This is a genomic window from Serratia sp. BNK-12, assembly GCF_047456085.1.
Classification (GTDB): domain Bacteria; phylum Pseudomonadota; class Gammaproteobacteria; order Enterobacterales; family Enterobacteriaceae; genus Serratia; species Serratia liquefaciens.
Map to the genome: position 1 here is coordinate 1084288 of NZ_CP179896.1, position 22158 is coordinate 1106445.

General features: G+C 55.7%; 22 protein-coding genes. 16 read left to right on the top strand and 6 right to left on the bottom strand.

Annotation, left to right across the window (positions count from 1 at the left end):
* Window positions 1–134 precede the first annotated feature (134 nt).
* A complete protein-coding gene (hmpA, locus tag ACMGG1_RS04865) occupies window positions 135–1325 on the bottom strand; it encodes an NO-inducible flavohemoprotein (protein ID WP_414161189.1) in 1191 nt (396 codons plus the stop codon).
* A gap of 373 nt (window positions 1326–1698) precedes the next feature.
* On the opposite strand from hmpA, the gene glyA reads away from it, so the two are divergent.
* Together glyA and ACMGG1_RS04875 are read left to right on the top strand one after the other, a co-directional pair.
* A complete protein-coding gene (gene glyA / locus ACMGG1_RS04870) occupies window positions 1699–2952 on the top strand; it encodes a serine hydroxymethyltransferase (RefSeq protein ID WP_020828173.1) in 1254 nt (417 codons plus the stop codon).
* Between the two features lie 155 nt (window positions 2953–3107).
* On the top strand, window positions 3108–4259 hold the full coding sequence (locus ACMGG1_RS04875; protein ID WP_020828172.1) for a 3-phenylpropionate MFS transporter: 1152 nt from the start codon (window positions 3108–3110) through the stop codon (window positions 4257–4259).
* On the opposite strand, the gene csiE is transcribed toward ACMGG1_RS04875, so the two are convergent.
* Complete coding sequence (csiE, locus tag ACMGG1_RS04880; protein WP_142814575.1) at window positions 4256–5521, bottom strand: stationary phase inducible protein CsiE; 1266 nt, start codon at window positions 5519–5521, stop codon at window positions 4256–4258. The two genes, ACMGG1_RS04875 and csiE, sit on opposite strands and share 4 nt — an antisense overlap.
* A gap of 144 nt (window positions 5522–5665) precedes the next feature.
* Between csiE and ACMGG1_RS04885 the strand changes: the two genes are divergently transcribed.
* Together ACMGG1_RS04885 and ACMGG1_RS04890 are read left to right on the top strand one after the other, a co-directional pair.
* Window positions 5666–6334, top strand: coding sequence for a DUF1007 family protein (locus ACMGG1_RS04885; RefSeq protein ID WP_020828170.1), 669 nt, complete (start codon window positions 5666–5668; stop codon window positions 6332–6334).
* Complete coding sequence (locus ACMGG1_RS04890) at window positions 6325–7347, top strand: nickel/cobalt transporter (RefSeq protein WP_128865089.1); 1023 nt, start codon at window positions 6325–6327, stop codon at window positions 7345–7347. Before ACMGG1_RS04885 ends, ACMGG1_RS04890 begins: the two co-directional genes overlap by 10 nt.
* Before the next feature lie 175 nt (window positions 7348–7522).
* Here the strand turns inward: ACMGG1_RS04890 and suhB are convergent, their stop codons facing one another.
* A complete protein-coding gene (gene suhB / locus ACMGG1_RS04895) occupies window positions 7523–8326 on the bottom strand; it encodes an inositol-1-monophosphatase (protein WP_020828168.1) in 804 nt (267 codons plus the stop codon).
* A 119-nt stretch (window positions 8327–8445) separates the two neighbouring features.
* Between suhB and trmJ the strand changes: the two genes are divergently transcribed.
* The 11 genes from trmJ to sseB all read left to right on the top strand — a co-directional run bounded on the left by trmJ (window position 8446) and on the right by sseB (window position 17457).
* On the top strand, window positions 8446–9180 hold the full coding sequence (trmJ, locus tag ACMGG1_RS04900) for a tRNA (cytosine(32)/uridine(32)-2'-O)-methyltransferase TrmJ (protein WP_020828167.1): 735 nt from the start codon (window positions 8446–8448) through the stop codon (window positions 9178–9180).
* 195 nt (window positions 9181–9375) lie between these two features.
* Window positions 9376–9870, top strand: a complete 495-nt coding sequence (iscR, locus tag ACMGG1_RS04905) for a Fe-S cluster assembly transcriptional regulator IscR (protein ID WP_020828166.1) — start codon at window positions 9376–9378, stop codon at window positions 9868–9870.
* 55 nt (window positions 9871–9925) lie between these two features.
* Entirely contained in the window at window positions 9926–11140 is a 1215-nt protein-coding gene (locus ACMGG1_RS04910; RefSeq protein WP_020828165.1) for an IscS subfamily cysteine desulfurase, read from the top strand.
* Between the two features lie 24 nt (window positions 11141–11164).
* Entirely contained in the window at window positions 11165–11551 is a 387-nt protein-coding gene (gene iscU, locus ACMGG1_RS04915) for a Fe-S cluster assembly scaffold IscU (protein WP_020828164.1), read from the top strand.
* Window positions 11552–11676: 125 nt separating this feature from the next.
* Window positions 11677–12000: an iron-sulfur cluster assembly protein IscA gene (gene iscA, locus ACMGG1_RS04920; protein ID WP_004952089.1), complete on the top strand. Its 324-nt coding sequence runs from the start codon at window positions 11677–11679 to the stop codon at window positions 11998–12000.
* 62 nt (window positions 12001–12062) lie between these two features.
* Complete coding sequence (gene hscB, locus ACMGG1_RS04925; protein ID WP_020828163.1) at window positions 12063–12584, top strand: co-chaperone HscB; 522 nt, start codon at window positions 12063–12065, stop codon at window positions 12582–12584.
* A 150-nt stretch (window positions 12585–12734) separates the two neighbouring features.
* The gene (gene hscA, locus ACMGG1_RS04930) at window positions 12735–14585 is read left to right on the top strand and encodes a Fe-S protein assembly chaperone HscA (protein ID WP_149573737.1); all 1851 of its coding nucleotides are present in this window, start codon (window positions 12735–12737) and stop codon (window positions 14583–14585) included.
* A gap of 2 nt (window positions 14586–14587) precedes the next feature.
* Entirely contained in the window at window positions 14588–14923 is a 336-nt protein-coding gene (fdx, locus tag ACMGG1_RS04935; protein WP_004952086.1) for an ISC system 2Fe-2S type ferredoxin, read from the top strand.
* Between the two features lie 32 nt (window positions 14924–14955).
* Entirely contained in the window at window positions 14956–15156 is a 201-nt protein-coding gene (gene iscX / locus ACMGG1_RS04940; RefSeq protein WP_020828161.1) for a Fe-S cluster assembly protein IscX, read from the top strand.
* Window positions 15157–15239: 83 nt separating this feature from the next.
* Complete coding sequence (pepB, locus tag ACMGG1_RS04945; RefSeq protein ID WP_044554573.1) at window positions 15240–16535, top strand: aminopeptidase PepB; 1296 nt, start codon at window positions 15240–15242, stop codon at window positions 16533–16535.
* 91 nt (window positions 16536–16626) lie between these two features.
* Window positions 16627–17457, top strand: coding sequence for an enhanced serine sensitivity protein SseB (gene sseB, locus ACMGG1_RS04950; protein ID WP_020828159.1), 831 nt, complete (start codon window positions 16627–16629; stop codon window positions 17455–17457).
* Window positions 17458–17514: 57 nt separating this feature from the next.
* Here sseB and ACMGG1_RS04955 read toward each other — a convergent pair whose 3' ends face one another.
* The 3 genes from ACMGG1_RS04955 to ACMGG1_RS04965 form a co-directional block, all read right to left on the bottom strand.
* The gene (locus ACMGG1_RS04955; protein ID WP_414161190.1) at window positions 17515–18699 is read right to left on the bottom strand and encodes a MalY/PatB family protein; all 1185 of its coding nucleotides are present in this window, start codon (window positions 18697–18699) and stop codon (window positions 17515–17517) included.
* Window position 18700: 1 nt separating this feature from the next.
* The gene (gene nhaC / locus ACMGG1_RS04960) at window positions 18701–20140 is read right to left on the bottom strand and encodes a Na+/H+ antiporter NhaC (RefSeq protein WP_020828157.1); all 1440 of its coding nucleotides are present in this window, start codon (window positions 20138–20140) and stop codon (window positions 18701–18703) included.
* 145 nt (window positions 20141–20285) lie between these two features.
* Window positions 20286–21299 carry a LacI family DNA-binding transcriptional regulator gene (locus tag ACMGG1_RS04965; protein ID WP_414161191.1) on the bottom strand — a complete coding sequence of 338 codons (1014 nt, stop codon included), beginning with the start codon at window positions 21297–21299 and terminating at the stop codon, window positions 20286–20288.
* 370 nt (window positions 21300–21669) lie between these two features.
* Between ACMGG1_RS04965 and ndk the strand changes: the two genes are divergently transcribed.
* Window positions 21670–22095, top strand: a complete 426-nt coding sequence (ndk, locus tag ACMGG1_RS04970) for a nucleoside-diphosphate kinase (protein ID WP_004952077.1) — start codon at window positions 21670–21672, stop codon at window positions 22093–22095.
* Window positions 22096–22158: the final 63 nt, after the last annotated feature.

Below are 22158 nucleotides of genomic sequence, written 5' to 3' on the forward strand. Positions count from 1 at the left end.
TTGTTGGCTGCCTGCGCTTACCCCAGTCACGTACTTATTGTACATTTCTGGGGATGCGCTTAGTTGCCGCCGCGATGCAACTCCAATTATTTAGCGTATAGGGCGCGGTTGTGGATGAACTGCGCCCTTTTCAATTACATCACCTTGTGTGGGCCGAAGCATTCGTAGTGGATACGATCGGCGCTGACGCCCATCTCCAGCAACTGTTTGCCCACGTGTTGCATAAACGGCACCGGTCCGCAGAAGTAGTAATGCATCTGCGGGGTGCTGAGCGTTTCGCGCAGGGCGCTGAGATCCATCAGGCCACGGCTCTGGTAGTCTCGGCCTTCCACATCATTAGCATTCGGTTGGTTGTACCACACGTGGCGGCTCAGGTTTGGCATGCGCCCGGCGATGTCCGCCACTTCATCGGCAAAGGCGTGAACGCTGCCATTTTCCGCCGCGTGCAGCCAGTGCACGTCCGCCTGATGCTGGTTATCGTGCAGGGTATTGAGCATGCCGAGCATAGGCGTTTGGCCAACGCCGGCGGAGATCAACGCCACCGGAGTATCCGGCTTGGCTTCGAGGAAGAAATCCCCGTGCGGCGGAGCAAGGTAAATTACGTCGCCTTCTTTGGCCTGCTGATGCAGGAAATTCGAAACCTTACCCTGATCTTCACGCTTCACCGCAATGCGATAGTATTCGCCGTTCGGTGAGGTGGTCAGCGAGTATTGGCGAATCTCCTGATTCTCCATGCTCTCGTGCTTGATATAGACCGCCAGGTATTGCCCCGGTTTGAAGTCGATCACCCGGCCACCGTCAACCGGCGCCAGCACGAAGCTGCAAATCACCTCGCTCTGCGGCTGTTTTTTGACGATGCGGAAAGCGCGCAGATCGCGCCAGCCACCGTCGGCGCTTTCGCTGGCCTGATAAATCTGGCCTTCACGCTGGATAAATACGTCCGCCAGTACGCCATAGGCTTTGCCCCAGGCGTCCAGCACTTCCTGACCCGGGCTGAACATTTCGTCCAGGGTCGCCAGTAAATGGCCACCGACAATCTGATATTGATCCGGCTGAATATTCAGGCTGGTGTGCTTCTGGGCAATACGTTCTACCGCCGGCAGCAGCGCCGCCAGATTTTCGATATTCGCGGCATAGGCGCAGATCGCATCGAACAGCGCCTGACGCTGATCGCCATTGCGCTGATTGTTCATATTGAACACGTCTTTGAGCTCGGGATTGTGCTCGAACATACGATCGTAGAAATGTGCGGTCAGCTTCGGCCCGGTAGCGGCCAGCAGGGGAATAGTAGATTTTACGGTGGCGATGGTTTGGCTATCCAGCATGGCAGCGCTCCTTGGTCGATCATTATTGGAATAATGTAATGATGCATTTTAAATGCATCTTTAAGTTTAAGCGCATCCTAACGGTTTCTGTGGTGGCTGTAAATACCCCTGTTTTTGTTGCGGGGTCGGCGAGCGGCGATCCCGCTCACAGAACATGAAAAAACCGCATTCCCAGCATGAGTAAAAGTCCGTTGCCGAATGGGGAGATTTATCGGATCAAAGCCTTGCCGCGCCTAATGCCAATCGTTTGCGTAAAAACCTCTGTCAAGGCCTATCCTCGGTGGGGGGAAACAGTTTACACTGTGCCCCAGAACCCAAACGGGTAGTTATTTGGTGATTTTTTAGTTAGCCGATTTAAGTCAGGAGAAGCCGGATGTTAAAGCGTGAAATGAACATTGCTGATTACGATGCCGAACTGTGGCGTGCAATGGAGCAAGAAGTGGTGCGTCAGGAAGAGCACATTGAGCTGATTGCGTCTGAGAACTACACCAGCCCGCGCGTAATGCAGGCTCAGGGTTCCCAACTGACCAACAAATACGCTGAAGGTTATCCGGGCAAGCGTTATTACGGCGGCTGCGAATACGTGGATATCGTTGAGCAACTGGCTATCGACCGTGCCAAAGAGCTGTTCGGTGCCGATTACGCCAACGTACAGCCGCACTCCGGCTCCCAGGCTAACTTTGCCGTTTACACCGCGCTGCTGCAGCCGGGCGACACCATTTTGGGGATGAATCTGGCGCACGGTGGCCACCTGACCCACGGTTCTCCGGTTAACCTGTCCGGCAAACTGTATAACGTGGTGCCTTACGGCATCGACGATAAAGGTCAAATCGATTACGAAGATCTGGCCAAGCAGGCGCAAACTCACAAGCCAAAAATGATCATCGGCGGCTTCTCTGCCTTCTCCGGTATCGTTGACTGGGCAAAAATGCGTGAAATCGCCGACAGCATCGGCGCTTACCTGTTCGTTGATATGGCGCACGTTGCGGGCCTGATCGCCGCCGGCGTTTATCCGAACCCGGTTCCACACGCTCATATCGTGACCACCACCACTCACAAAACCCTGGCGGGTCCGCGCGGCGGCCTGATCCTGGCGAAAGGCGGTGATGAAGATCTGTACAAGAAGCTGAACTCCGCCGTGTTCCCGGGCGGCCAGGGCGGCCCGCTGATGCACGTGATTGCCGGTAAAGCGGTAGCGCTGAAAGAAGCGATGGAGCCTGAGTTCAAGATCTACCAGCAGCAAGTGGCCGATAACGCCAAAGCGATGGTGGAAGTGTTCCTGGAGCGCGGTTACAAAGTGGTTTCCGGTGGCACCCATAACCACCTGTTCCTGTTGGATCTGGTTGACAAGAACCTGACCGGTAAAGAGGCCGACGCCGCCCTGGGCCGCGCCAACATCACCGTGAACAAAAACAGCGTACCAAACGATCCTAAGAGCCCGTTCGTCACCTCAGGTGTGCGTATCGGTACTCCGGCTGTAACGCGTCGCGGCTTCAAAGAAGCGGAAGTGCGTGAGCTGGCCGGTTGGATCTGCGACGTGTTGGACAACATCAATGATGAGGCCACCATCGAACGCACCAAGAAGAAAGTGTTGGATATTTGCGCCCGCCTGCCGGTTTACGCTTAATTCCGCTTTCTGTTTAAAAACCCGCTTCGGCGGGTTTTTTTATGCCCGCGGCAGGCAAACTGTGAACTGCTTAGCAGTCTATGGCCTCGTACCTGAATGTACATTGCTAGCCAGTGTGAGCTCTGTCAAAGTATTGCCTTCACACCGGAGGGATCATGGTTCTGCAATCAACGCGTTGGCTCGCTCTCAGTTATTTCACCTACTTCTTTTCTTACGGCATTTTCTTACCCTTTTGGGGCGTTTGGTTAAAAGGCGAGGGGATACCCCCTGAAACCATCGGTATTCTGCTCGGTGCCGGGTTGGTTGCGCGTTTCCTCGGAAGTTTGCTGATTGCTCCCCGGGTTAAGGATCCCTCTCATTTGGTGACGGCTTTGCGGCTGCTGGCATTGCTGACGCTGGCTTTTGCCATCGGGTTCTGTTTCGGTAACGGCTGGGGCTGGCTGATGCTGGTGATTGCCGGTTTCAACCTGTTCTTTTCGCCGCTGGTGCCGCTGACCGACGCACTGGCTGCGACCTGGCAAAAACAGATCACCATGGATTACGGCCGGGTCAGACTGTGGGGCTCGCTGGCGTTTGTCATCGGTTCGGCGCTGACCGGACAGATGGTTTCCGTCTGGGGGCATAACGCGATCCTTTACAGCCTGATCATCAGTATTTTGGCGATGCTGTTGGGCATGATGCTGAAACCGAGCGTGATGCCACAGGGAGAAGCGCGCAGCCACAGCGAAGCCGACCGTTCATTGTGGGAGATGTTAAAAGAGGGGCCGGTCTGGCGCTTCCTGCTGTGCGTCACCTTGTTGCAGGGCGCACATGCCGGCTATTACAGCTTCGGTTCGATCTATTGGCAGGAAGCGGGGTATTCGGCTTCGACCATTGGCTACCTGTGGTCGTTGGGTGTGGTAGCGGAAGTGATCATTTTCGCTAGCAGTAATTTCCTGTTCCGTCGCTGGAATGCCCGCAATCTGCTGCTGCTTTCCGCCTGCTGTGGCGTACTGCGCTGGGGCCTGATGGCGTCCAGTACCGAACTGGGGTGGTTGCTGGTGATCCAAATTCTGCATTGCGGCACTTTCACCGTTTGCCATCTGGCGGCCATGCGTTTTATCGCCGCGCGCAAGGGGCCGGAAGTGATCCGGTTGCAGGCGGTCTACTCGGCGCTGGCGATGGGCGGCGGCATTGCGATTATGACGGTGATTGCCGGCTTCCTGTTCGAACATCTGCAGGGCGGGGTGTTCTGGGTGATGGCAGCGGTGGCTCTGCCGGCGATGTTTATTCGCCCGCCGGCGGTGGCAGTCAGCGGCAGCCGTTAAGAGGTTTCCAGCAGCGCACGGATGGCTTTGCGCTGCTGGCGTTCCAGCGGTAATTCGGTGTAAATCAGCGGTGGCTCCGACTCGGTGTGTTCTGCGGCATAAGGGGTAATCACCAGCGTGATGCCCTGCGGCGCGCCAGAGCGCAGATAATCGCGTAGCGGCAAATATTTGATGTTCAACGGCAGCAGCGTTAATTCACGGATTTGATACTCCACTTGCTCTTCCAACTGCGGGTTGTCCAGCGTCAGCAACAGCACCTGCTTTTCCTGTAGCGCATTGCCCTGCATCAGCCAGGCGCCAAAACTGATGGCGACCAAGCCCGCCTCCTCACTGGAAAAATGAATATCGTACTCCTGCTCCAGCGGCGCCAGTGCCTCCTGAGCGGTACGCATCAGGCGTGGATACTTACGTTCGACCTCTTCCAGCAGTTGGTTATCGATGCCAATCTCAAAGCGACAGCGCTCCACCGCCGGCGCCAGATGAGCAAATAACTGGCTAATCAAATCCTCTTCACTGCTGAAGGTCATGCCGGAGATCTGTTGGAAGCGATCGACCATGTTTTTTATCGCCGCCATCAGCCGCAGATCTTCCGCTGAGTCGTTGCTGTGGTAACTGTGGTTTTTCAACATGGTGAACGTCAATACCAAAAAGTCACTTTCGTTGGCCACGGGCGGCAGGGTAAAGAGCTGATTTAACGAATGATGCAGCAAAGTGGCCGCCTGGTATTCCGGTTTCTGATGCAGCCAGTCGTGCTGAGCAGGGGTGAAAACAGGGTGTCGTTGGCGCTGGTTTTCCCAGACACAAAAGCGCAGGTAGTGCTGCAGAAACTGACGATCGCGTCGATCAAAACTGCGGTTGAGCAACGCTTCGCATTCGCCGATGCACTGCTCCAACTCTGGCGTCAGCTCTGCACCCCGTCCCAGCGCCTGCTGTAACCACTGGGAAAAGTGACGTTCGACAAACTCCGGGCTACAGCGCAGGGCTCGTCGCAGCCAGTGGATCAGGCAGAGGCGTTGGTTGAGCGCGCTGCCTCTGATCCGGTAGCCTTCGTCGGGATTGCCGTCAATTTCCAGGTGATGGAAACGCTGGATTTCACTGGCAACCTCGGCTATATCTTGCCGGGTGATGAGGGGGGCGACGCCATTAATTTGGCTGATAGTCTCCAGTTGTACTGCGGGCACCGGCGCGTACAGCATCAATAACAGATGGCAGCGTCGCTGTTGACCGGAGAGCTCAGGCACGGGGGAAGTGTCCAGGCTCATATCACCTTCTGGCGGGTAACGATTAAATTATGAATAAGCATAGCAAAAGGCGATGCGCGGCGCGGCGACGGCACCCGGTTTTACTTCGGCTTACAACTTTCGTCACAATTATTGGCTGTAATGGCGACGGTTTAAGGTTGGTTGATGTTACTTTATAACAATAATGAGTATCGTTTGATGATGAAGTTACGATTTATTCTGGCCGGTTTTTTGACGCTTTTCAGCGCCGGTGCTGTCGCTCACCCACACAGCTTTATTGATATGAACACCACTTTCGTGGCTAAGGATCAACAGCTGGTTGGCTTGAAAATGGTTTGGGTTATGGATGAAATTACCTCGGCGGATCTGCTGTACGATGCGGAAAACGCCAAAGACGACTCGGAAGTGTGGAAGAAGTTGGCGGCGCAGGTGATGGCCAACGTGCTTGGCCAACACTATTTCACCGACATGTATCGCGACGGCAAACGAGTGAAGTACCTGAACCTGCCGACTGAATATCACCTGTCGCGTCAGGGGCATCAGGCGGTGCTGGAGTTTGTGTTGCCGCTGGCCGAGCCGCAGCCGCTGGCGGGCAAGCCGTTTGAAATCGCCACCTACGATCCCACCTACTTTGTTGATATGACCTATAAAGATAAAACGGCGCTGCATTTGCCGCCGGAAATGGCCGCTCAATGCAAGTTCAAGCTGATGACGCCAAAACCGAACTCCTCCTTGCAGGCTTATGCGTTATCCCTCGATAAGAACGATTCACCCGGTGAAGATATGGAGCTGGGGCAACAGTTTGCGCAGAAGGTCAGCCTGCAATGTCAGTAAATCTCAGCCAGCCCGCCACGCGTAAACGGCACTGGGTCTTCAGCCTGTGGCCGCTGTTGCTGTTTGCGCTGCTGCTGGCACTGGGGGCCCGGTTGGCGTGGCACTATTGGCCGCAGTTGCTGTTGCAAAGCGTGGTGTGGCAAAAAGGATTGCATCTGCAGATGGCCGGTCTGTTGCAGCAGGTCAAAGCGGCACCGCAGCAAGCCGGATTGGCTTTGATGCTGTTCAGCCTGAGCTATGGGGTGTTGCATGCGCTCGGCCCCGGTCACGGCAAGGTAGTGATTGCCACCTATCTGGCTACCCATCCGGCGCGGCTGAAAAGCAGTCTGAAACTGACTTTTGCCGCCTCGTTGGTGCAGGGGCTAGTGGCCATCGCCCTGGTAACGCTGATGTTGGTGGTGCTGCAACTGTCATCACGGCAGTTGCATCAGAGCAGTTTCTGGTTGGAGAAGGGCAGTTTTGTTCTGGTGATGTTGCTCGGGGTGCTGCTCACTTGGCGCGCGTTGAAGCGTTTGTATCACGCGGTGAAAACCCTGCGTCCGCAACCGGCGTTGCGAATCAACAGCCTGCAACCTCTGCCGGCGGATCACGTTCACAGCGAGCATTGTGGCTGTGGTCACCGCCATTTGCCGAGTGATACAGAGCTGCAGGCCGGCAGCGATTGGCGTACACAGACTGCCATCGTACTGGCGATGGGTATGCGGCCCTGCTCGGGGGCGATTCTGGTATTGCTGTTTTCCAAAGTGATTGGCGTTTTCGCCTGGGGAGTTATTTCGGCACTGGCGATGGCGCTCGGCACTTCACTGACTATCTCGTTGTTGGCCTTGCTGGTGCATTACAGCCGCCGACTGGCGGTGCGACTCAGCCGTTCACGCGCTCCCGCTGCCTGGAGTGCGGTGGCCTGGGGTTCGCTGGCGCTGGCCGGCGGTTTGATTTTGCTGTTTGCCGGGTTGTTGTTATACGCCAGTGCCCAGCCGGAATTCGGCGGCGGCATTCGGCCTTTCTCCCGCTAGCAGGCATAAAAAAAGCGCTGCAGTGATTGCAGCGCTTCATTATTCAAAACAGGTTCAGGCGTGATGAGCGCAGGCAGTTTGGGTACGGCCAGCGCGGAGAACCCGGAGCGTACACGCAGTACGTGAGGAGTTCGAGCACTGCCCAAGCCTAAAATGGCCAGCGTAATAGCCTGAATTAACGCTTCAGCGCTTCGCTCAGTTCATCACGCATGGTAGAAAGCATGGCTTTCACTACGCGTGGGTTACCGGCTACCACGTTGCCGGAGCTGAAGTGGTTGTGGCCGCCAACGAAGTCGGTCACCAGGCCGCCAGATTCGCGCACCAGCAGTTCACCCGCGGCGAAATCCCATGGCTTCAGGCCAATTTCGAAGAAACCGTCCACGCGACCGGCAGCCACGTAGGCCAGATCCAGTGCGGCAGAACCGGTACGACGGAAGTCGGCACATTGGGTAAACAGCTTGCCAACCACGTTGATGTATGGCGTTGCGTGCTGCTTAACTTTGAACGGGAAGCCGGTTGCCAGGATGGTGCCATCCAGGTCTTTGGCGTTGGTGCCGCGCAGACGGTAACCGTTGAGCTGTGCGCCCTGACCGCGGGTAGCGGTGAACAGTTCGTTACGCATTGGATCGTAAACCACAGCGACTTCGGTACGGCCTTTAATGCGTACAGCGATAGAGACTGAGAAGTGTGGGAAACGTTTGATGAAGTTTGATGTGCCATCCAGTGGATCGATCACCCATTGTACGTCTTTATCTTCGCCGACCAATTCGCCGCGTTCTTCGGTAACAATAGTATGTTGCGGATAGGACTTGCGAATGACTTCGATGATCAGATGCTCTGCATCGCGATCGACGTTAGTGACAAAGTCATTGGTCCCTTTTTGACTCGCTTCTACAGCGTCTGGGGTTTCGTAGTTTTTGGCAATCAGGTTACCGGCCTTGCGCGCAGCGCGCACGGCGATCGTCAGCATCGGATGCATGGGTATCTTCCAACTAGGATGTTAAAGAACAGGAAACGGCGCGAAGTATAGCAGGTGTTCGGTAAAATGCCTACGGCTGTGTTAAGATGCTGTGATTTTCCGCTACGCTCAGAGTTTGTATGCTGCATAACATCCGCATTGTTCTGGTAGAAACCTCTCATACCGGCAACATGGGCTCGACCGCCAGAGCCATGAAAACCATGGGGCTAACCAACCTTTATCTGGTTAACCCGCTGATAAAACCCGATTCTCAGGCGATCGCCCTGGCCGCTGGCGCCAGCGACGTGATCGGCAACGCCACTATTGTTGACACTTTGGACGACGCCATTGCCGGCTGTAGCCTGGTGGTGGGTACCAGCGCGCGTTCACGTACTTTGCCGTGGCCGATGCTGGAACCCCGTGAATGCGGCGTACGCGCGGTGCACGAAGGTGAGCATGCGCCAGTGGCGTTGGTCTTCGGCCGTGAACGTGTCGGCCTGACCAATGACGAACTGCAAAAGTGTCATTATCACGTCGCCATTCCTGCCAACCCGGATTACAGCTCGCTGAATCTGGCGATGGCGGTGCAGATCCTGGCCTATGAAGTGCGCGTGGCTTACCTCGATCGTCAACAGGCGGGCGTGCCGCCGTTGGAAGAGACGCCGTATCCGCTGGTGGATGATCTCGAACGTTTCTATCAGCATCTGGAACAAACGCTGCAAAATAGCGGCTTCATTCGTCCGTCCCATCCGGGGCAGGTGATGAGTCGTTTACGCCGTTTATTCACCCGCGCACGGCCGGAAGCTCAAGAGCTGAATATTCTGCGCGGCATGCTGACGTCGATAGAGAAACAGGACAAACAGCAAGGTCATTAATTTGGGGGCTGCGTAACGGTTAACGGTAATAGCATTAGTTATCCAAGGGTTATAACATGTATTTTATATGCATTTTGCATGGCTAAGTACAAAATGTGCTAATACTTGAGTAAATTACTAGGTTAAATAGTTGACTGATTTACTCGGGAATGTCAGACTTTCGGCCATGTTTGACCAACAGGTAACCACTTAGCTATGAGACTGACATCTAAAGGCCGTTATGCCGTAACCGCTATGCTTGACGTGGCATTGCACTCCCAGGAAGGGCCAGTCCCTCTGGCGGATATTTCTGAGCGCCAAGGTATCTCGCTCTCTTATCTGGAACAATTATTCTCCCGTCTGCGTAAAAATGGCCTGGTTGCCAGCGTACGCGGACCGGGCGGTGGTTATCTGCTGGGCAAAGACGCGGGTGAGATTGCCGTTGGTGCAGTTATCACTGCCGTCGATGAATCGGTAGATGCAACCCGTTGCCAGGGTAAAGAAGGCTGTCAGGGTGGCGATCGCTGCCTGACCCATACCCTGTGGCGCGATCTGAGTGAGCGCATCAGCGGGTTCCTGAACAACATTACGCTGGCTGAACTGGTGAACAACCAGGAAGTGCTGGTGGTGGCGGACCGTCAAAACAACGATACCCGTCGCACGGCCAACGGTCGTCCGCAAGAAACTATCAACGTTAATCTGCGCGCATAAGCAGCTGGCGATACTTTTTTTAGTTTTTGGAAGTGATGTACGGAGCACAAGAGCAATGAAATTACCGATTTATCTGGATTACTCAGCAACGACGCCGGTTGATCCGCGCGTCGCTGAGAAAATGATGCAGTTTTTGACTCTGGACGGGACTTTCGGTAACCCGGCTTCCCGTTCCCACCGTTTCGGGTGGCAGGCGGAAGAAGCGGTAGATATCGCCCGTAACCAAATTGCTGAACTGGTTGGCGCTGACCCGCGCGAAATCGTGTTCACTTCCGGAGCAACCGAATCCGACAACCTGGCGATTAAAGGCGCTGCCAATTTCTATCAAAAGAAAGGCAAGCACATCATCACCAGCAAAACCGAACACAAAGCCGTGCTGGACACCTGTCGCCAGCTCGAGCGTGAAGGCTTTGAAGTGACCTACCTGGCACCGCAAAGCAACGGTATCATCAGCCTGCAAGCCCTCGAAGCCGCGATGCGCGACGACACCATTCTGGTTTCGATCATGCACGTGAACAACGAAATCGGCGTGGTGCAGGATATCGAAGCGATCGGCGAAATGTGCCGCGCACGCGGTATCATCTACCACGTTGATGCGACCCAGAGCGTGGGCAAACTGCCTATCGACCTGAGCAAGCTGAAAGTCGATCTGATGTCCTTCTCCGGCCACAAGATTTATGGCCCGAAAGGTATCGGTGCGCTGTACGTGCGTCGTAAACCGCGTATCCGTATCGAAGCCCAGATCCACGGCGGCGGTCATGAGCGCGGTATGCGTTCAGGTACGTTGCCAGTGCATCAGATCGCCGGTATGGGTGAAGCCTACCGTATCGCCAAAGAAGAAATGCCGACCGAAATGGCGCGCCTGCGTACGCTGCGTGACCGCCTGTGGAACGGCGTGAAAGATATGGAAGAAGTGTATCTGAACGGCGATCTGGAACACGGCGTTCCTAACATTCTGAATGTCAGCTTCAACTATGTTGAAGGTGAATCGCTGATCATGGCGCTGAAAGATCTTGCCGTCTCTTCAGGCTCCGCCTGTACCTCCGCTAGCCTTGAGCCATCTTACGTGCTGCGCGCGTTGGGTATGACCGACGAGTTGGCGCATAGCTCGATCCGTTTCTCCCTGGGGCGTTTCACCACGGAAGAAGAGATCGATTACACCATTCAACTGGTGCGTAAATCCATTGGCCGTCTGCGCGACCTGTCTCCACTGTGGGATATGTTCAAGCAGGGCGTGGATATCAACAGCATCGAATGGGCACATCATTAATTCTCAGGATTCAGGAGCAAGGTCATGGCTTACAGCGAAAAAGTAATCGATCACTATGAAAACCCGCGTAACGTGGGTTCTTTCGACAACGAAGATCCTAGCGTCGGTAGCGGTATGGTTGGCGCACCGGCTTGTGGCGACGTCATGAAGCTGCAGATCAAGGTCAACAATGAAGGCATCATTGAAGACGCGCGTTTTAAAACGTACGGCTGCGGCTCCGCCATCGCTTCCAGCTCGCTGGTGACCGAATGGATGAAAGGCAAATCTCTTGATCAGGCCGAAGCGATTAAAAACACCCAAATCGCCGAAGAACTGGAATTACCGCCGGTAAAAATTCACTGCTCTATCCTGGCGGAAGACGCCATTAAAGCAGCGATTGCCGACTACAAGAGCAAACATAACGCCAAGTAATTCTTGTGTAGGGGCGCTGTATGCCGTGCCCGCATTGATTGGGGCGAATATATTCGCCCCCTACACCGGTTAGCCCCCCAACATCGGTTTTGCTACAGGTTGGGAATATTGAGTATGAGGTTGTGATGTCAATTACCATGAGCGACAGCGCTGCGCAGCGTGTTCAGGCATTTATGAATAACCGCGGCAAGGGTCTTGGCCTGCGTCTGGGGGTGAGAACCTCTGGCTGCTCCGGGATGGCGTACGTGCTGGAATTTGTTGACGAAATGAACGATGACGACATCGTTTTTGAAAACAAAGGCGTTAAGGTGATCATTGACGGCAAGAGCCTGGTCTACCTTGACGGCACCGAGCTTGATTTCGTTAAGGAAGGCCTGAACGAAGGCTTCAAGTTCAACAACCCCAATGTCTCAAGCGAGTGCGGCTGCGGCGAAAGTTTCAACGTCTGACAGTCCGTCAAGCTCCCCCGCTGGCGCGGGGGAACTTCATCCGATAAAGCCCAGAGCACGCTATGGATTACTTTACTTTATTCGGGCTGCCAGTTCGCTATCTCGTGGACGGCAGCCTGCTTGCATCTCGCTATCAGGATCTGCAACGCCAATTCCATCCCGATCGCAATGCTCTCCAGCCGGAACGCGAACGCCTGATGGCGTTGCAACAGGCGGCGACTATCAATGAAGCCTACCAAACGCTGAAGCACCCATTAAAACGCGCAGAGTATATGTTATCTTTGCACGGTTTTGATTTGGGCAACGAGCAGCATACCCTGCGGGATACCGCTTTCCTGATGGAACAGCTGGAATTGCGTGAAGAGCTCGACGCCATTGAGCGCAAAGCGGAGGCGGAAAGCCTGCTGGCCGACTTTGGCGCGCGGGTGAACGAAACGGTCAAACAGCGCACTGCGCTGATGGTGCAGCAGTTGGATAACCAGCAGTGGCCCGAGGCCGCCGATACCGTGCGTAAGCTACGCTTTTTGGACAAACTCCAGCAACAGGTTGAACAACTCGAAGAAAAACTGCTGGGTTTTGAGTAATTCTTTTCATTTATACCCAAAATAATTGGAGTTGCTTGTAGGCGGCAACTGAATGAATCCCCAGGAACTTACTCAAGTAAGAGACTGGGGTGAGTGAAGGCAGCCAACACCCAAGCAGCTTCAAGTATGAAGGATATGGGAAGCTTCAATATGGCCTTATTACAAATTAGTGAGCCCGGCCTCAGCGCCGCGCCGCACCAGCGCCGACTGGCTGCCGGTATTGATTTAGGCACCACCAACTCTCTGGTCGCCACGGTGCGCAGCGGGCAGGCGGAAACGCTGGCCGATGCTCAGGGGCGCGATTTACTGCCCTCGGTGGTGCACTATCAGGCTGATACCTTGCGTGTCGGTTGGGATGCGCGCCAGCAGGCCGCACAGGATCCCGCTAACACCATCAGCTCAATCAAACGCATGATGGGTCGCTCTCTGGCCGACGTACAGCAGCGTTACCCGAACCTGCCGTACCAGTTCCAGGCCAGTGAAAACGGCTTGCCGATGATCCTGACCGCCGCCGGACCGGTTAACCCGGTAGGCGTTTCCGCCGATATCCTCAAAGCGCTTGCCGCGCGTGCGCAAACCGCGCTGGAAGGGGATTTAGACGGCGTGGTGATCACCGTTCCCGCATATTTTGACGATGCACAGCGCCAGGGCACCAAGGACGCTGCGCGTCTGGCCGGGCTGCACGTGCTGCGCCTGCTGAACGAACCTACGGCGGCAGCGATTGCCTATGGCCTGGATTCCGGGCAGGAAGGCATCATCGCGGTTTACGATTTGGGCGGCGGCACCTTTGATATTTCCATTCTGCGGCTGAGCCGCGGCGTGTTCGAAGTGTTGGCCACCGGCGGCGATTCCGCGTTGGGCGGCGACGACTTTGACCACCTGCTGGCCGATTGGCTGCGGGAACAGGCCGGCGTGGCCGACCGTAGCGATCACGGGGTTCAGCGTCAACTGCTGGACGCAGCCATTGCCGCCAAGATAGCTCTGAGCGATGCCGACAGCGTGAGCGTGGAAGTTGCCGGTTGGCAGGGCGAAGTGACGCGTGCGCAGTTCGACGCTTTGATCGCCACACTGGTTAAACGCACCCTGATGGCCTGTCGCCGTGCGCTGAAAGACGCCGGCGTCAATGCTGAAGACGTGTTGGAAGTGGTGATGGTTGGCGGTTCCACTCGCGTACCTTTGGTGCGTGAGCAGGTAGGCGCGTTCTTTGGCCGCACGCCGCTGACTTCGATTGATCCCGATAAAGTGGTCGCTATCGGTGCCGCCATTCAGGCCGATATTCTGGTGGGCAACAAGCCGGACAGCGACATGCTGCTGCTGGACGTGATCCCGCTGTCGCTGGGTCTGGAAACCATGGGTGGTCTGGTCGAAAAAGTGATCCCGCGCAACACCACCATTCCGGTGGCGCGTGCCCAGGAATTCACCACTTTCAAAGACGGCCAAAGCGCGATGATGATCCACGTGCTGCAGGGTGAGCGTGAGCTGGTACAGGATTGCCGTTCGCTGGCGCGTTTCTCGCTGCGTGGCTTACCGCCGCTGCCTGCCGGTGGCGCGCATATTCGCGTCACCTTCCAGGTGGATGCCGACGGCCTGTTGAGCGTTACCGCGATGGAGAAATCCACCGGCGTTGAGGCTTCGATTCAGGTTAAACCTTCGTATGGCCTTTCTGACGCCGAAATCGCCGGTATGATCAAAGACTCGATGGCCAATGCGCAGAGCGATGTTGGCGCACGCAAACTGGCAGAACAGCGGGTAGAGGCGTCTCGGGTGCTGGAAAGCCTGCAGGGCGCACTGGCAAGCGATGCTGCTTTACTGAGCGAGGCCGAAAGTACGGCGATCGCCGCGGCGGTGGAAGCTTTGCAACAGGCGACGCAGGGCACCGATCCTGCCGCTATCGAAGCCGCAATAAAAACATTAGATGCACAAACGCAAGACTTTGCCGCGCGCCGCATGGATGCTTCCATTCGCCGTGCGCTGGCTGGCCATTCTGTGGATGAGGTTTAATCATGCCTAAAATTGTTTTCCTGCCCCATCAAGATTTATGCCCGGAGGGGGCGGTACTGGAAGCTGAGCAAGGGGAGTCAATCCTCAACGTTGCACTGCGCAACGGTATCGAAATTGAGCACGCCTGCGAGAAATCCTGCGCCTGCACCACCTGTCACTGCATCGTGCGCGAAGGCTTTGACTCTCTTGAAGAGAGCAGCGAGCTGGAAGACGACATGCTGGACAAGGCCTGGGGTCTGGAGCCGGAAAGCCGCCTGAGCTGCCAGGCGCTGGTGGCCGACGAAGATTTGGTGGTCGAAATGCCGCGTTATACCGTTAACCATGCGCGTGAGCATTAATTGCTAGCCGCGGCGCAGAGCTGGAGATAATAATGGGACTGAAGTGGACCGATAGCCGTGAAATCGGCGAAGCCCTGTACGACCAATACCCGGATACCGATCCGAAAACCGTACGTTTTACCGACATGCATCAGTGGATTTGCGATCTGGAAGATTTTGACGACGATCCACAGGCTTCCAATGAGAAAATACTGGAAGCGATCCTGCTGGTCTGGTTAGATGAAGCGGAGTAAATAGCGTAACGGGCTGCCATAGGCGGCCCGTTTATTTTGTATCCGACACGATTAATAAAAGAATAATCCGGAGTAAGAAGGCTATGACAACTGAATTCATGCAGGTAACGCTGTCGAACCAACCTGCCGACGCTCGCTGGGGCGAAAAAGCGCTGCTGAGCACTGATGATCGAGGAATGACCATTCACCTGACCGGCAACGACAAGCTGGGGGGCATCCAGCGTGCTGCCCGCAAGATTGACGGCCAAGGTGTCAAGAACGTCAAACTGGCCGGCGATGGCTGGGATCTGGAGAACAGCTGGGCGTTCTGGCAAGGTTTCCGCGGGCCAAAAGGCAAGCGCAGCGTCGAATGGGCAGAGCTGCCGGAAGCGGAACGCAAAGAGCTGGAACAGCGTCTGAAGATTGTTGACTGGGTACGCGACACCATCAATATGCCGGCGGAAGAGCTGGGGCCGGAACAACTGGCTACGCGCGCGGTTGATCTGATGTGTGACGTTGGCTGCGATGCCGTCAGCTATCGTATTACCAAGGGTGAAGATCTGCGCGAGCAAAACTACGCCGGTATTCACACCGTGGGCCGGGGCTCCGATCGTTCACCGGTGCTGTTGGCACTGGACTTCAACCCGACCGGCAACCCGGAAGCGCCGGTATTTGCTTGCCTGGTGGGCAAAGGCATCACCTTTGACACCGGTGGCTACAGCCTGAAGCAAAGTGCCTTTATGGATTCCATGAAAGCGGATATGGGCGGTGCGGCCACCATTACCGGCGCACTGGCGCTGGCGGCGGCCCGTGGTCTGAAACAGCGCGTGAAACTCTATCTGTGCTGCGCCGATAACATGGTTAGCGGCAACGCCTTCAAACTGGGTGACATCATCCGTTATCGTAACGGCAAAACCGTTGAGGTTATGAACACCGATGCGGAAGGGCGCCTGGTACTGGCTGACGGACTGATCGATGCTTCTGCACAAAACCCTGAGTTGATCATCGACTGCGCCACCCTGACCGGTGCGGCGAAAACGGCGGTGGGTAACGATTACCATGCGTTGTTCAGCTTCGATGATGCTTTGGCACAGGAACTGCTGACCAGCGCGGCTGCCGAGCAAGAGCCTTTCTGGCGCCTGCCGTTGGCTGAGTTCCACCGCAGCCAACTGCCGTCCAACTTTGCTGAACTGAACAATATTGCCGGTCCGGCCTACACTGCCGGTGCCAGCACCGCGGCTGCATTCCTGTCGCATTTTGTGCAGAATTATCAGAAAGGCTGGTTGCACATTGACTGCTCCGCCACTTACCGTAAGGGCGCGGTGGATCAATGGTCTGCCGGTGCGACCGGTCTGGGTGTGCGTGCCCTGGCCAACCTGTTGCTGAGCAAAGCCAAATAATGGCATGCCCGCCTTGGCGGGCGGCTTGAACGTCGTTTTATTGTCGGGGCCCAGCATGCTGGGCCCCGTTATTTGATTGCTGGAGTTTGTCATGAGTTCTCACCATCACGATACCGCCACAGGCGAAAACGAACTTGAACGCCTGCTGAAGCTGGCGGTGACCGAGCCGGCCCATCGCCCGGCGTTTTTCCGTGAGTTGCTCGACGCGACGGTGTTGATCCTCGGTGACAGCGAACAGGTACAGCATGGCGGTGACATCACGCTGAACGCCGATACGCCGGTGAATATTCAGCACTGGGAAAAACAGGACGGCGGCAGCATCATTCCGTTTTTTAGCTCGGTAGAAGCGCTGCAAAAGGCCGTTGAAGACGAACAGCCGTTTATCGCTATGCCGGCGCGGGTATTGTTCGAAATCACTCAGGGCGCGGATCTGTTCCTCAACCCTAAGGCCGAGTACGGCAAAGAGTTTTATCCTGAAGAAGTGGCAATGCTGCTGGCCACCGGTGGCGTAGCCAAACCGGCGGAACGTTATATCGACAAGGATACCCAGATCCTGTTGGGTCAGCCGGAGGAGTACCCGTCGGCGATGGTCGATGCCTTGACCACGCTTTTCAGTCAACGCAAGCCGGTACGCCGTGCGTTTTTGGCACTGATGCACGATCAGGCGGTCGACGAAAAACCAAATCTGTTGGTCGGACTGGAAGTGGACGGTGAGCCGGCGGAAATTGAAGCGCTGATCAACGAAGCCGGAAGCGTTGCCAGCGAAACTGCGCCCAACGACGAGCCGGTAGATTTTTGTCTGGTCTCTGAAAAGGAGCGTGGGGTCAGCCATTACCTGATCACCCATACCCAACCCTTCTACCAGCGCCGCTGGGGCAGTTGGCTGCGTAATATCATTCCTTCGACCGACAAAACCCAATAATCCTGCTTTTCGCTACCGGCGCACATTCTGCCGGTAGCGCTTGCTTTTTCCTGCTGATCAAAGCGACGGTTTTAATCGCGCGAGCCCTGCAATGGCGCTTTCAAGATATTGACGCGGGCAGCCGAGATTGAGGCGGATAAATCCTTTTCCCTGTTCGCCAAAGCTGACGCCCATGGAGGCAGCAATTTTTGACTGGTGGATCAGCGCCTGTTGAAGCGCATTGTCATCCAGGCCCAAAGCGCGACAATCCAGCCAGGCAAGATAGGTGCCTTCGGCCCGGGTCATTTTGCACCAGGGGGCGGCATAGGCTAAGGCCTGTTCAAACCAGCGCCGGTTGTCTGCCAGATATTGCTGCAGAGCATCAAGCCAGGTTTCCCCTTGCTGATAGGCGGCCGTGGCGGCGGTCATCGACAGCGCATTGAAGACATCCAACCCATGGGCATTGAGGCGTTCGACAAACGCATTTCGGGTTTGATCGTTGGGGATCAGGAAGTTTGAGATGCGCAGTGACGACAGGCCAAAGCTCTTGCTGGCGGAAGTCGCAGAAATCACATGGTCTTGCCAGCTCTCGTCCAGATGCAGCACGGAGGTGAAGGTCTCGCCAGGCAGCAGCAGATCGGCCCAGATTTCATCGGAGATAACCGTTACGCCATAGCGGCTGCACAGCGTCATCAACTGCGTCAGTTCGTCGCGGGTCCAGCACCGGCCCGTTGGGTTATGCGGATTGCACAGCAGCAGCAACGGGGGCTTGCGCTGTTCAAAACACGCCTCCAGATGATCGAAGTCGAATTGATAGCCTTTCGGGCCGAAGGCTAAAGGATTTTCAAGCACCTCTCTGCCGTTCAGGGTAACGATCTTGGCAAAAGATCCGTAGTACGGCCCCTGGATCACGATCGGATCTCCGGGCTGGCTTAGCAGTTGGATCAGGATCGCCAGACCGGGAACCACGCCTTCGATGGAGGTGAACCACTCCCGCTGCAAAGGCAACTGATGCCGTTTTGAGAACCAATCCATCACCGCCTGGTAATACTGGTCATCGCGTTCGCTGTAACCGAATATGCCGTGTTCAACGCGGTGATGCAGCGCCTGTCGGACTTCCAGCGGACACTGAAAGTCAAAATCGGACACCCACATCGGCAAAAGATCGGTTTCATCGAGCTGCAGATAGCGGTCGATAAAGTCCCATTTCACCGAGCCGGTGTGGTGGCGGTTGATGATCTGGTTAAAATCGGTTTGTTTCACGTCAGGCTTCCTTACGCTGTAAATCTTGCTGTGGCTGTATCTTGGCAATGCCGAAACCGGTAAATCCGTAAATCAGGGCGAATACTACGGCGGCGTAGCATTGGATGGCCCAGGGCAGCAAATCCAGCGTGCTGACCCCCAGGGTGGTCGCCATATAAATGCCTGCGGCGGTCCACGGAATTAACGGTTCGATGACGGTGCCTGCATCTTCTACGGTCCGCGACAGGTTTTTATTGTCCAGGCCCATGCGGCGATAGGCGCCTTTGAAGAGTTCAGCGGGGATCAGCAGCGCCAATTTGCCGTCGCTGGTGGCGCCGGTGACCAGAATGGTGGTTGCAACCGTTGCGGCGATCAGTTGGCCGGTAGTGTGAACCACTTTCAGCAGCCGATTGATGATGACGGTCAATGCCCCGGTCAGGGTTAATGCGCCCGCAAAGGAAAAGGCGCAGAAGACCAGCAGGATGGTGCTCATCATCGAAAACATACCGCCCCGGTTGAGCAGGCGAGGCACATCTTCGACGATACCGTTGATGCCGTGCCCTTGAGTGGCAAACATTGAAAGGTTAAAACCATCCATCAGCGCATTTAAGCCTTGTTGCAGACTGAACCCCTGCAGAAGTACGCCGATGGCGATAGCCAGCGCACAGGCTGCCAGCATGACCGGGATCACCGGACGTTTGGTCACCGCGCCCCACAGCACCAAAACCGGGGGCAGGATTAGCAACAGGTTGAAGTGATAAAGGCTCTCTAGCGCCGTCACGATCTCGGTGACTTTTTCCGGTGTAGCCACGCTGCCGACGGCGCTGGTGTGTCCGGCAATCAGATACACCACCGCCGCTAAAATGAAGCTCGGAAGCGTCGTATACATCAGGTGCTGGATATGGCTGTAAAGGTCGGTGTCCGCAACGATGGCCGCGAAATTGGTTGAGTCAGACAATGGGGAGATTTTGTCGCCAAAATAGGCCCCGGAAACGACGGCGCCCGCGGCGGCGGCCAATGGCACATCCAGCCCGGCGGCTACGCCCATCAGCGCGACCCCGACGGTGCCTGCTGCCCCCCAGGATGTACCGGTACACACGGAAATCACGCTGGTAATGAAGAACGCGGCGATCAGGATATATTGAGGGCTGATCAGTTTGAGCCCCCAATAAACCATATAAGGAATGGTACCGCTGAACATCCAGGTGCCGATCAGCCCGCCCACACAAATCAATATCATAATCACCGGCATGGCTTTGGCCAGCTTGGCGACGATGGAATCAATGATGTCGTCCCAGCGATAGCCCTGCCAGTAGGCCAGCGCAGCGGCAATGCCGGCGGAAGCCAGCAGCAGCGGTTCGATCCGCAGACCCAGTTGGCCATAGCCTATGATAAGCAGCAACAGCATGGCCACAATGGGGAGCATCGCTAACCCCAGGTTGAGCTTCTTTTTGTCATTCATTTACAACTCCGGTTAAGGATGGGGAAGTGACGCAAGCCTAATGAATTTGCAGTGAATGAGGTGTGAGCGCGGGCCATTGGCGATGTAATCGGTTACATGAAGACGCGTTATGTGAGAGAACTCTCACTTGGCGGCCTTGTTTTCTTCAAATGGTTTTTTTTTCCACAAAGGCCACCGAGTCCCGCAGGATCAGCTCAGCGGAAAACCGATTGTTCTGCGGCGTAACGGCGGTGCCTGAATTGAGTTGCAGCGCCAAATTGGCCGCGCGTCGGGCCATTTTCTCAATCGGATAATGCACGGTAGTCAACGGCGGGTGGAGGTATTTTGCCAGGGCTACGTCATCGAAGCCGACAATCGAGATATCTTCGGGCAGGTTCATCCGCCGCTGGCGAAAGGTGCGCATCATGCCGGCGGCCATTACGTCGTTGAATGTCAGCGCGGCGGTAAAAGCCTGCTTACTGGCGAGGATTTTCTCTGCCGCTGCTTCGCCCCCTTGCTCATTGAAGGGAACGCTGATGATCCAGTCACCCGGCACCGCAACCCCGGCTTCGGCCATCGCGGTTCGATATCCCTCGAGACGCTGCTTGCGGTCATCGATCGGCAGATCTGTGGTGATGCAGGCAATGTTGCGGTGTCCGCGCTCGATGAGCATTCGGGTGGCAGCCTGAGAAGCGCTGACGTTGTCCAGCCAGATGCAGCGATTGGCGATGGCGGGCAAATAACGGTTGATCACCACCATAGCCGGAGTGTGGGCGGCATAGCGCAGAATATCGGCATCGCTCATGCGGGTGACGTGGGCAACAATCGATTCGCAGCCTTGATTGATCAGAAAATCCAGGCCGTTTTTCTCCAGTTCGGCCTGATGGCCACCGCTGCAGACCATCAATTTTACACCGTCTTTGCGCGTGATATCTTCCACGCCTCGGGCCAGTCGCGAGAAAAACGGATCGTCGAGGTTACCGGTCAGCAACCCCAGCATATTGCCGCTGCGTTTCGCCAGCGCCAGCGCGGCGGCATTTCGATGATAGTTAAACTCGCGCATGGCTTTTTCAACGCGTTCACGGGTGACGGGTTCAACATAAGCGGTGCTGTTGATCACCCTGCTGACGGTGGCGGTGGAAACGCCAGCGCGTCGGGCAACGTCTTTCATGGTGGCCATATCATTTCCTGCTGGTTTCGCGGCTGCCGAAATGGGCGGGGCCAAGTCTGGATGATTTTTATTATCTTTTTGTTTTAAAAGAATATAGTCATAAACTCAACCCAGAGTGTCACGCACTGTGATCGGCATGGCAGTTCGTTGTGAAGCAGGGAAGGGTCGGTAACGGCAGCGCGTTTTGAGACTCGGTCCGTATGAGTTCGTACAACCTGTGCTCTGGGCCGCAAAGTGAAGAATCAGGATAATAATTTTTTAATGAAATGTTGATTTTCCCGTAGGCAAGCGTTAACGGCACACATATAATCTGCGCCACTTGAGAAGGCCGGCACCTGTTTTCAGACCGGCCTGTTTTGGAAGTTATACAGAGGCCATCATGACCGTAGAACGTACCTTTTCCATCATTAAACCAAACGCTGTAGCTAACAACGACATCGGCGCAATCTATGCTCGCTTTGAGCGTGCCGGTTTCAAAATCATCGCATCCAAAATGCTGCGTCTGACTCGCGAACAAGCCGAAGGCTTCTACGCTGAGCACAAAGGCCGCCCATTCTTCGATGGTCTGGTTGAATTCATGACCTCTGGCCCGATCGTGGTTCAGGTTCTGGAAGCGGAAAATGCAGTACAGCGCAACCGTGACATCATGGGCGCAACCAACCCAGACAACGCTCTGGCCGGCACCCTGCGTGCTGACTACGCGGACAGCTTCACTGCCAACGCCGTGCACGGTTCTGACGCAGTAGAATCTGCTCAGCGCGAAATCGCTTACTTTTTCAACGAAAGCGAAATCTGCCCGCGTTAATTGCAGCCATTTCGACGCTGAAGTATGGCATTCACTGGCTGAAACAATAAAAATGCCCTGAAT

Excerpts from the sequence above, each read along its gene's own strand:
- hmpA (WP_414161189.1), bottom strand. The coding sequence starts at position 1,325 with ATGCTGGATAGCCAAACCATCGCCACCGTAAAATCTACTATTCCCCTG.
- glyA (WP_020828173.1), top strand. The coding sequence starts at position 1,699 with ATGTTAAAGCGTGAAATGAACATTGCTGATTACGATGCCGAACTGTGG.
- ACMGG1_RS04875 (WP_020828172.1), top strand. The coding sequence starts at position 3,108 with ATGGTTCTGCAATCAACGCGTTGGCTCGCTCTCAGTTATTTCACCTAC.
- csiE (WP_142814575.1), bottom strand. The coding sequence starts at position 5,521 with ATGAGCCTGGACACTTCCCCCGTGCCTGAGCTCTCCGGTCAACAGCGA.
- ACMGG1_RS04885 (WP_020828170.1), top strand. The coding sequence starts at position 5,666 with ATGTTACTTTATAACAATAATGAGTATCGTTTGATGATGAAGTTACGA.
- ACMGG1_RS04890 (WP_128865089.1), top strand. The coding sequence starts at position 6,325 with ATGTCAGTAAATCTCAGCCAGCCCGCCACGCGTAAACGGCACTGGGTC.
- suhB (WP_020828168.1), bottom strand. The coding sequence starts at position 8,326 with ATGCATCCGATGCTGACGATCGCCGTGCGCGCTGCGCGCAAGGCCGGT.
- trmJ (WP_020828167.1), top strand. The coding sequence starts at position 8,446 with ATGCTGCATAACATCCGCATTGTTCTGGTAGAAACCTCTCATACCGGC.
- iscR (WP_020828166.1), top strand. The coding sequence starts at position 9,376 with ATGAGACTGACATCTAAAGGCCGTTATGCCGTAACCGCTATGCTTGAC.
- ACMGG1_RS04910 (WP_020828165.1), top strand. The coding sequence starts at position 9,926 with ATGAAATTACCGATTTATCTGGATTACTCAGCAACGACGCCGGTTGAT.
- iscU (WP_020828164.1), top strand. The coding sequence starts at position 11,165 with ATGGCTTACAGCGAAAAAGTAATCGATCACTATGAAAACCCGCGTAAC.
- iscA (WP_004952089.1), top strand. The coding sequence starts at position 11,677 with ATGTCAATTACCATGAGCGACAGCGCTGCGCAGCGTGTTCAGGCATTT.
- hscB (WP_020828163.1), top strand. The coding sequence starts at position 12,063 with ATGGATTACTTTACTTTATTCGGGCTGCCAGTTCGCTATCTCGTGGAC.
- hscA (WP_149573737.1), top strand. The coding sequence starts at position 12,735 with ATGGCCTTATTACAAATTAGTGAGCCCGGCCTCAGCGCCGCGCCGCAC.
- fdx (WP_004952086.1), top strand. The coding sequence starts at position 14,588 with ATGCCTAAAATTGTTTTCCTGCCCCATCAAGATTTATGCCCGGAGGGG.
- iscX (WP_020828161.1), top strand. The coding sequence starts at position 14,956 with ATGGGACTGAAGTGGACCGATAGCCGTGAAATCGGCGAAGCCCTGTAC.
- pepB (WP_044554573.1), top strand. The coding sequence starts at position 15,240 with ATGACAACTGAATTCATGCAGGTAACGCTGTCGAACCAACCTGCCGAC.
- sseB (WP_020828159.1), top strand. The coding sequence starts at position 16,627 with ATGAGTTCTCACCATCACGATACCGCCACAGGCGAAAACGAACTTGAA.
- nhaC (WP_020828157.1), bottom strand. The coding sequence starts at position 20,140 with ATGAATGACAAAAAGAAGCTCAACCTGGGGTTAGCGATGCTCCCCATT.
- ACMGG1_RS04965 (WP_414161191.1), bottom strand. The coding sequence starts at position 21,299 with ATGGCCACCATGAAAGACGTTGCCCGACGCGCTGGCGTTTCCACCGCC.
- ndk (WP_004952077.1), top strand. The coding sequence starts at position 21,670 with ATGACCGTAGAACGTACCTTTTCCATCATTAAACCAAACGCTGTAGCT.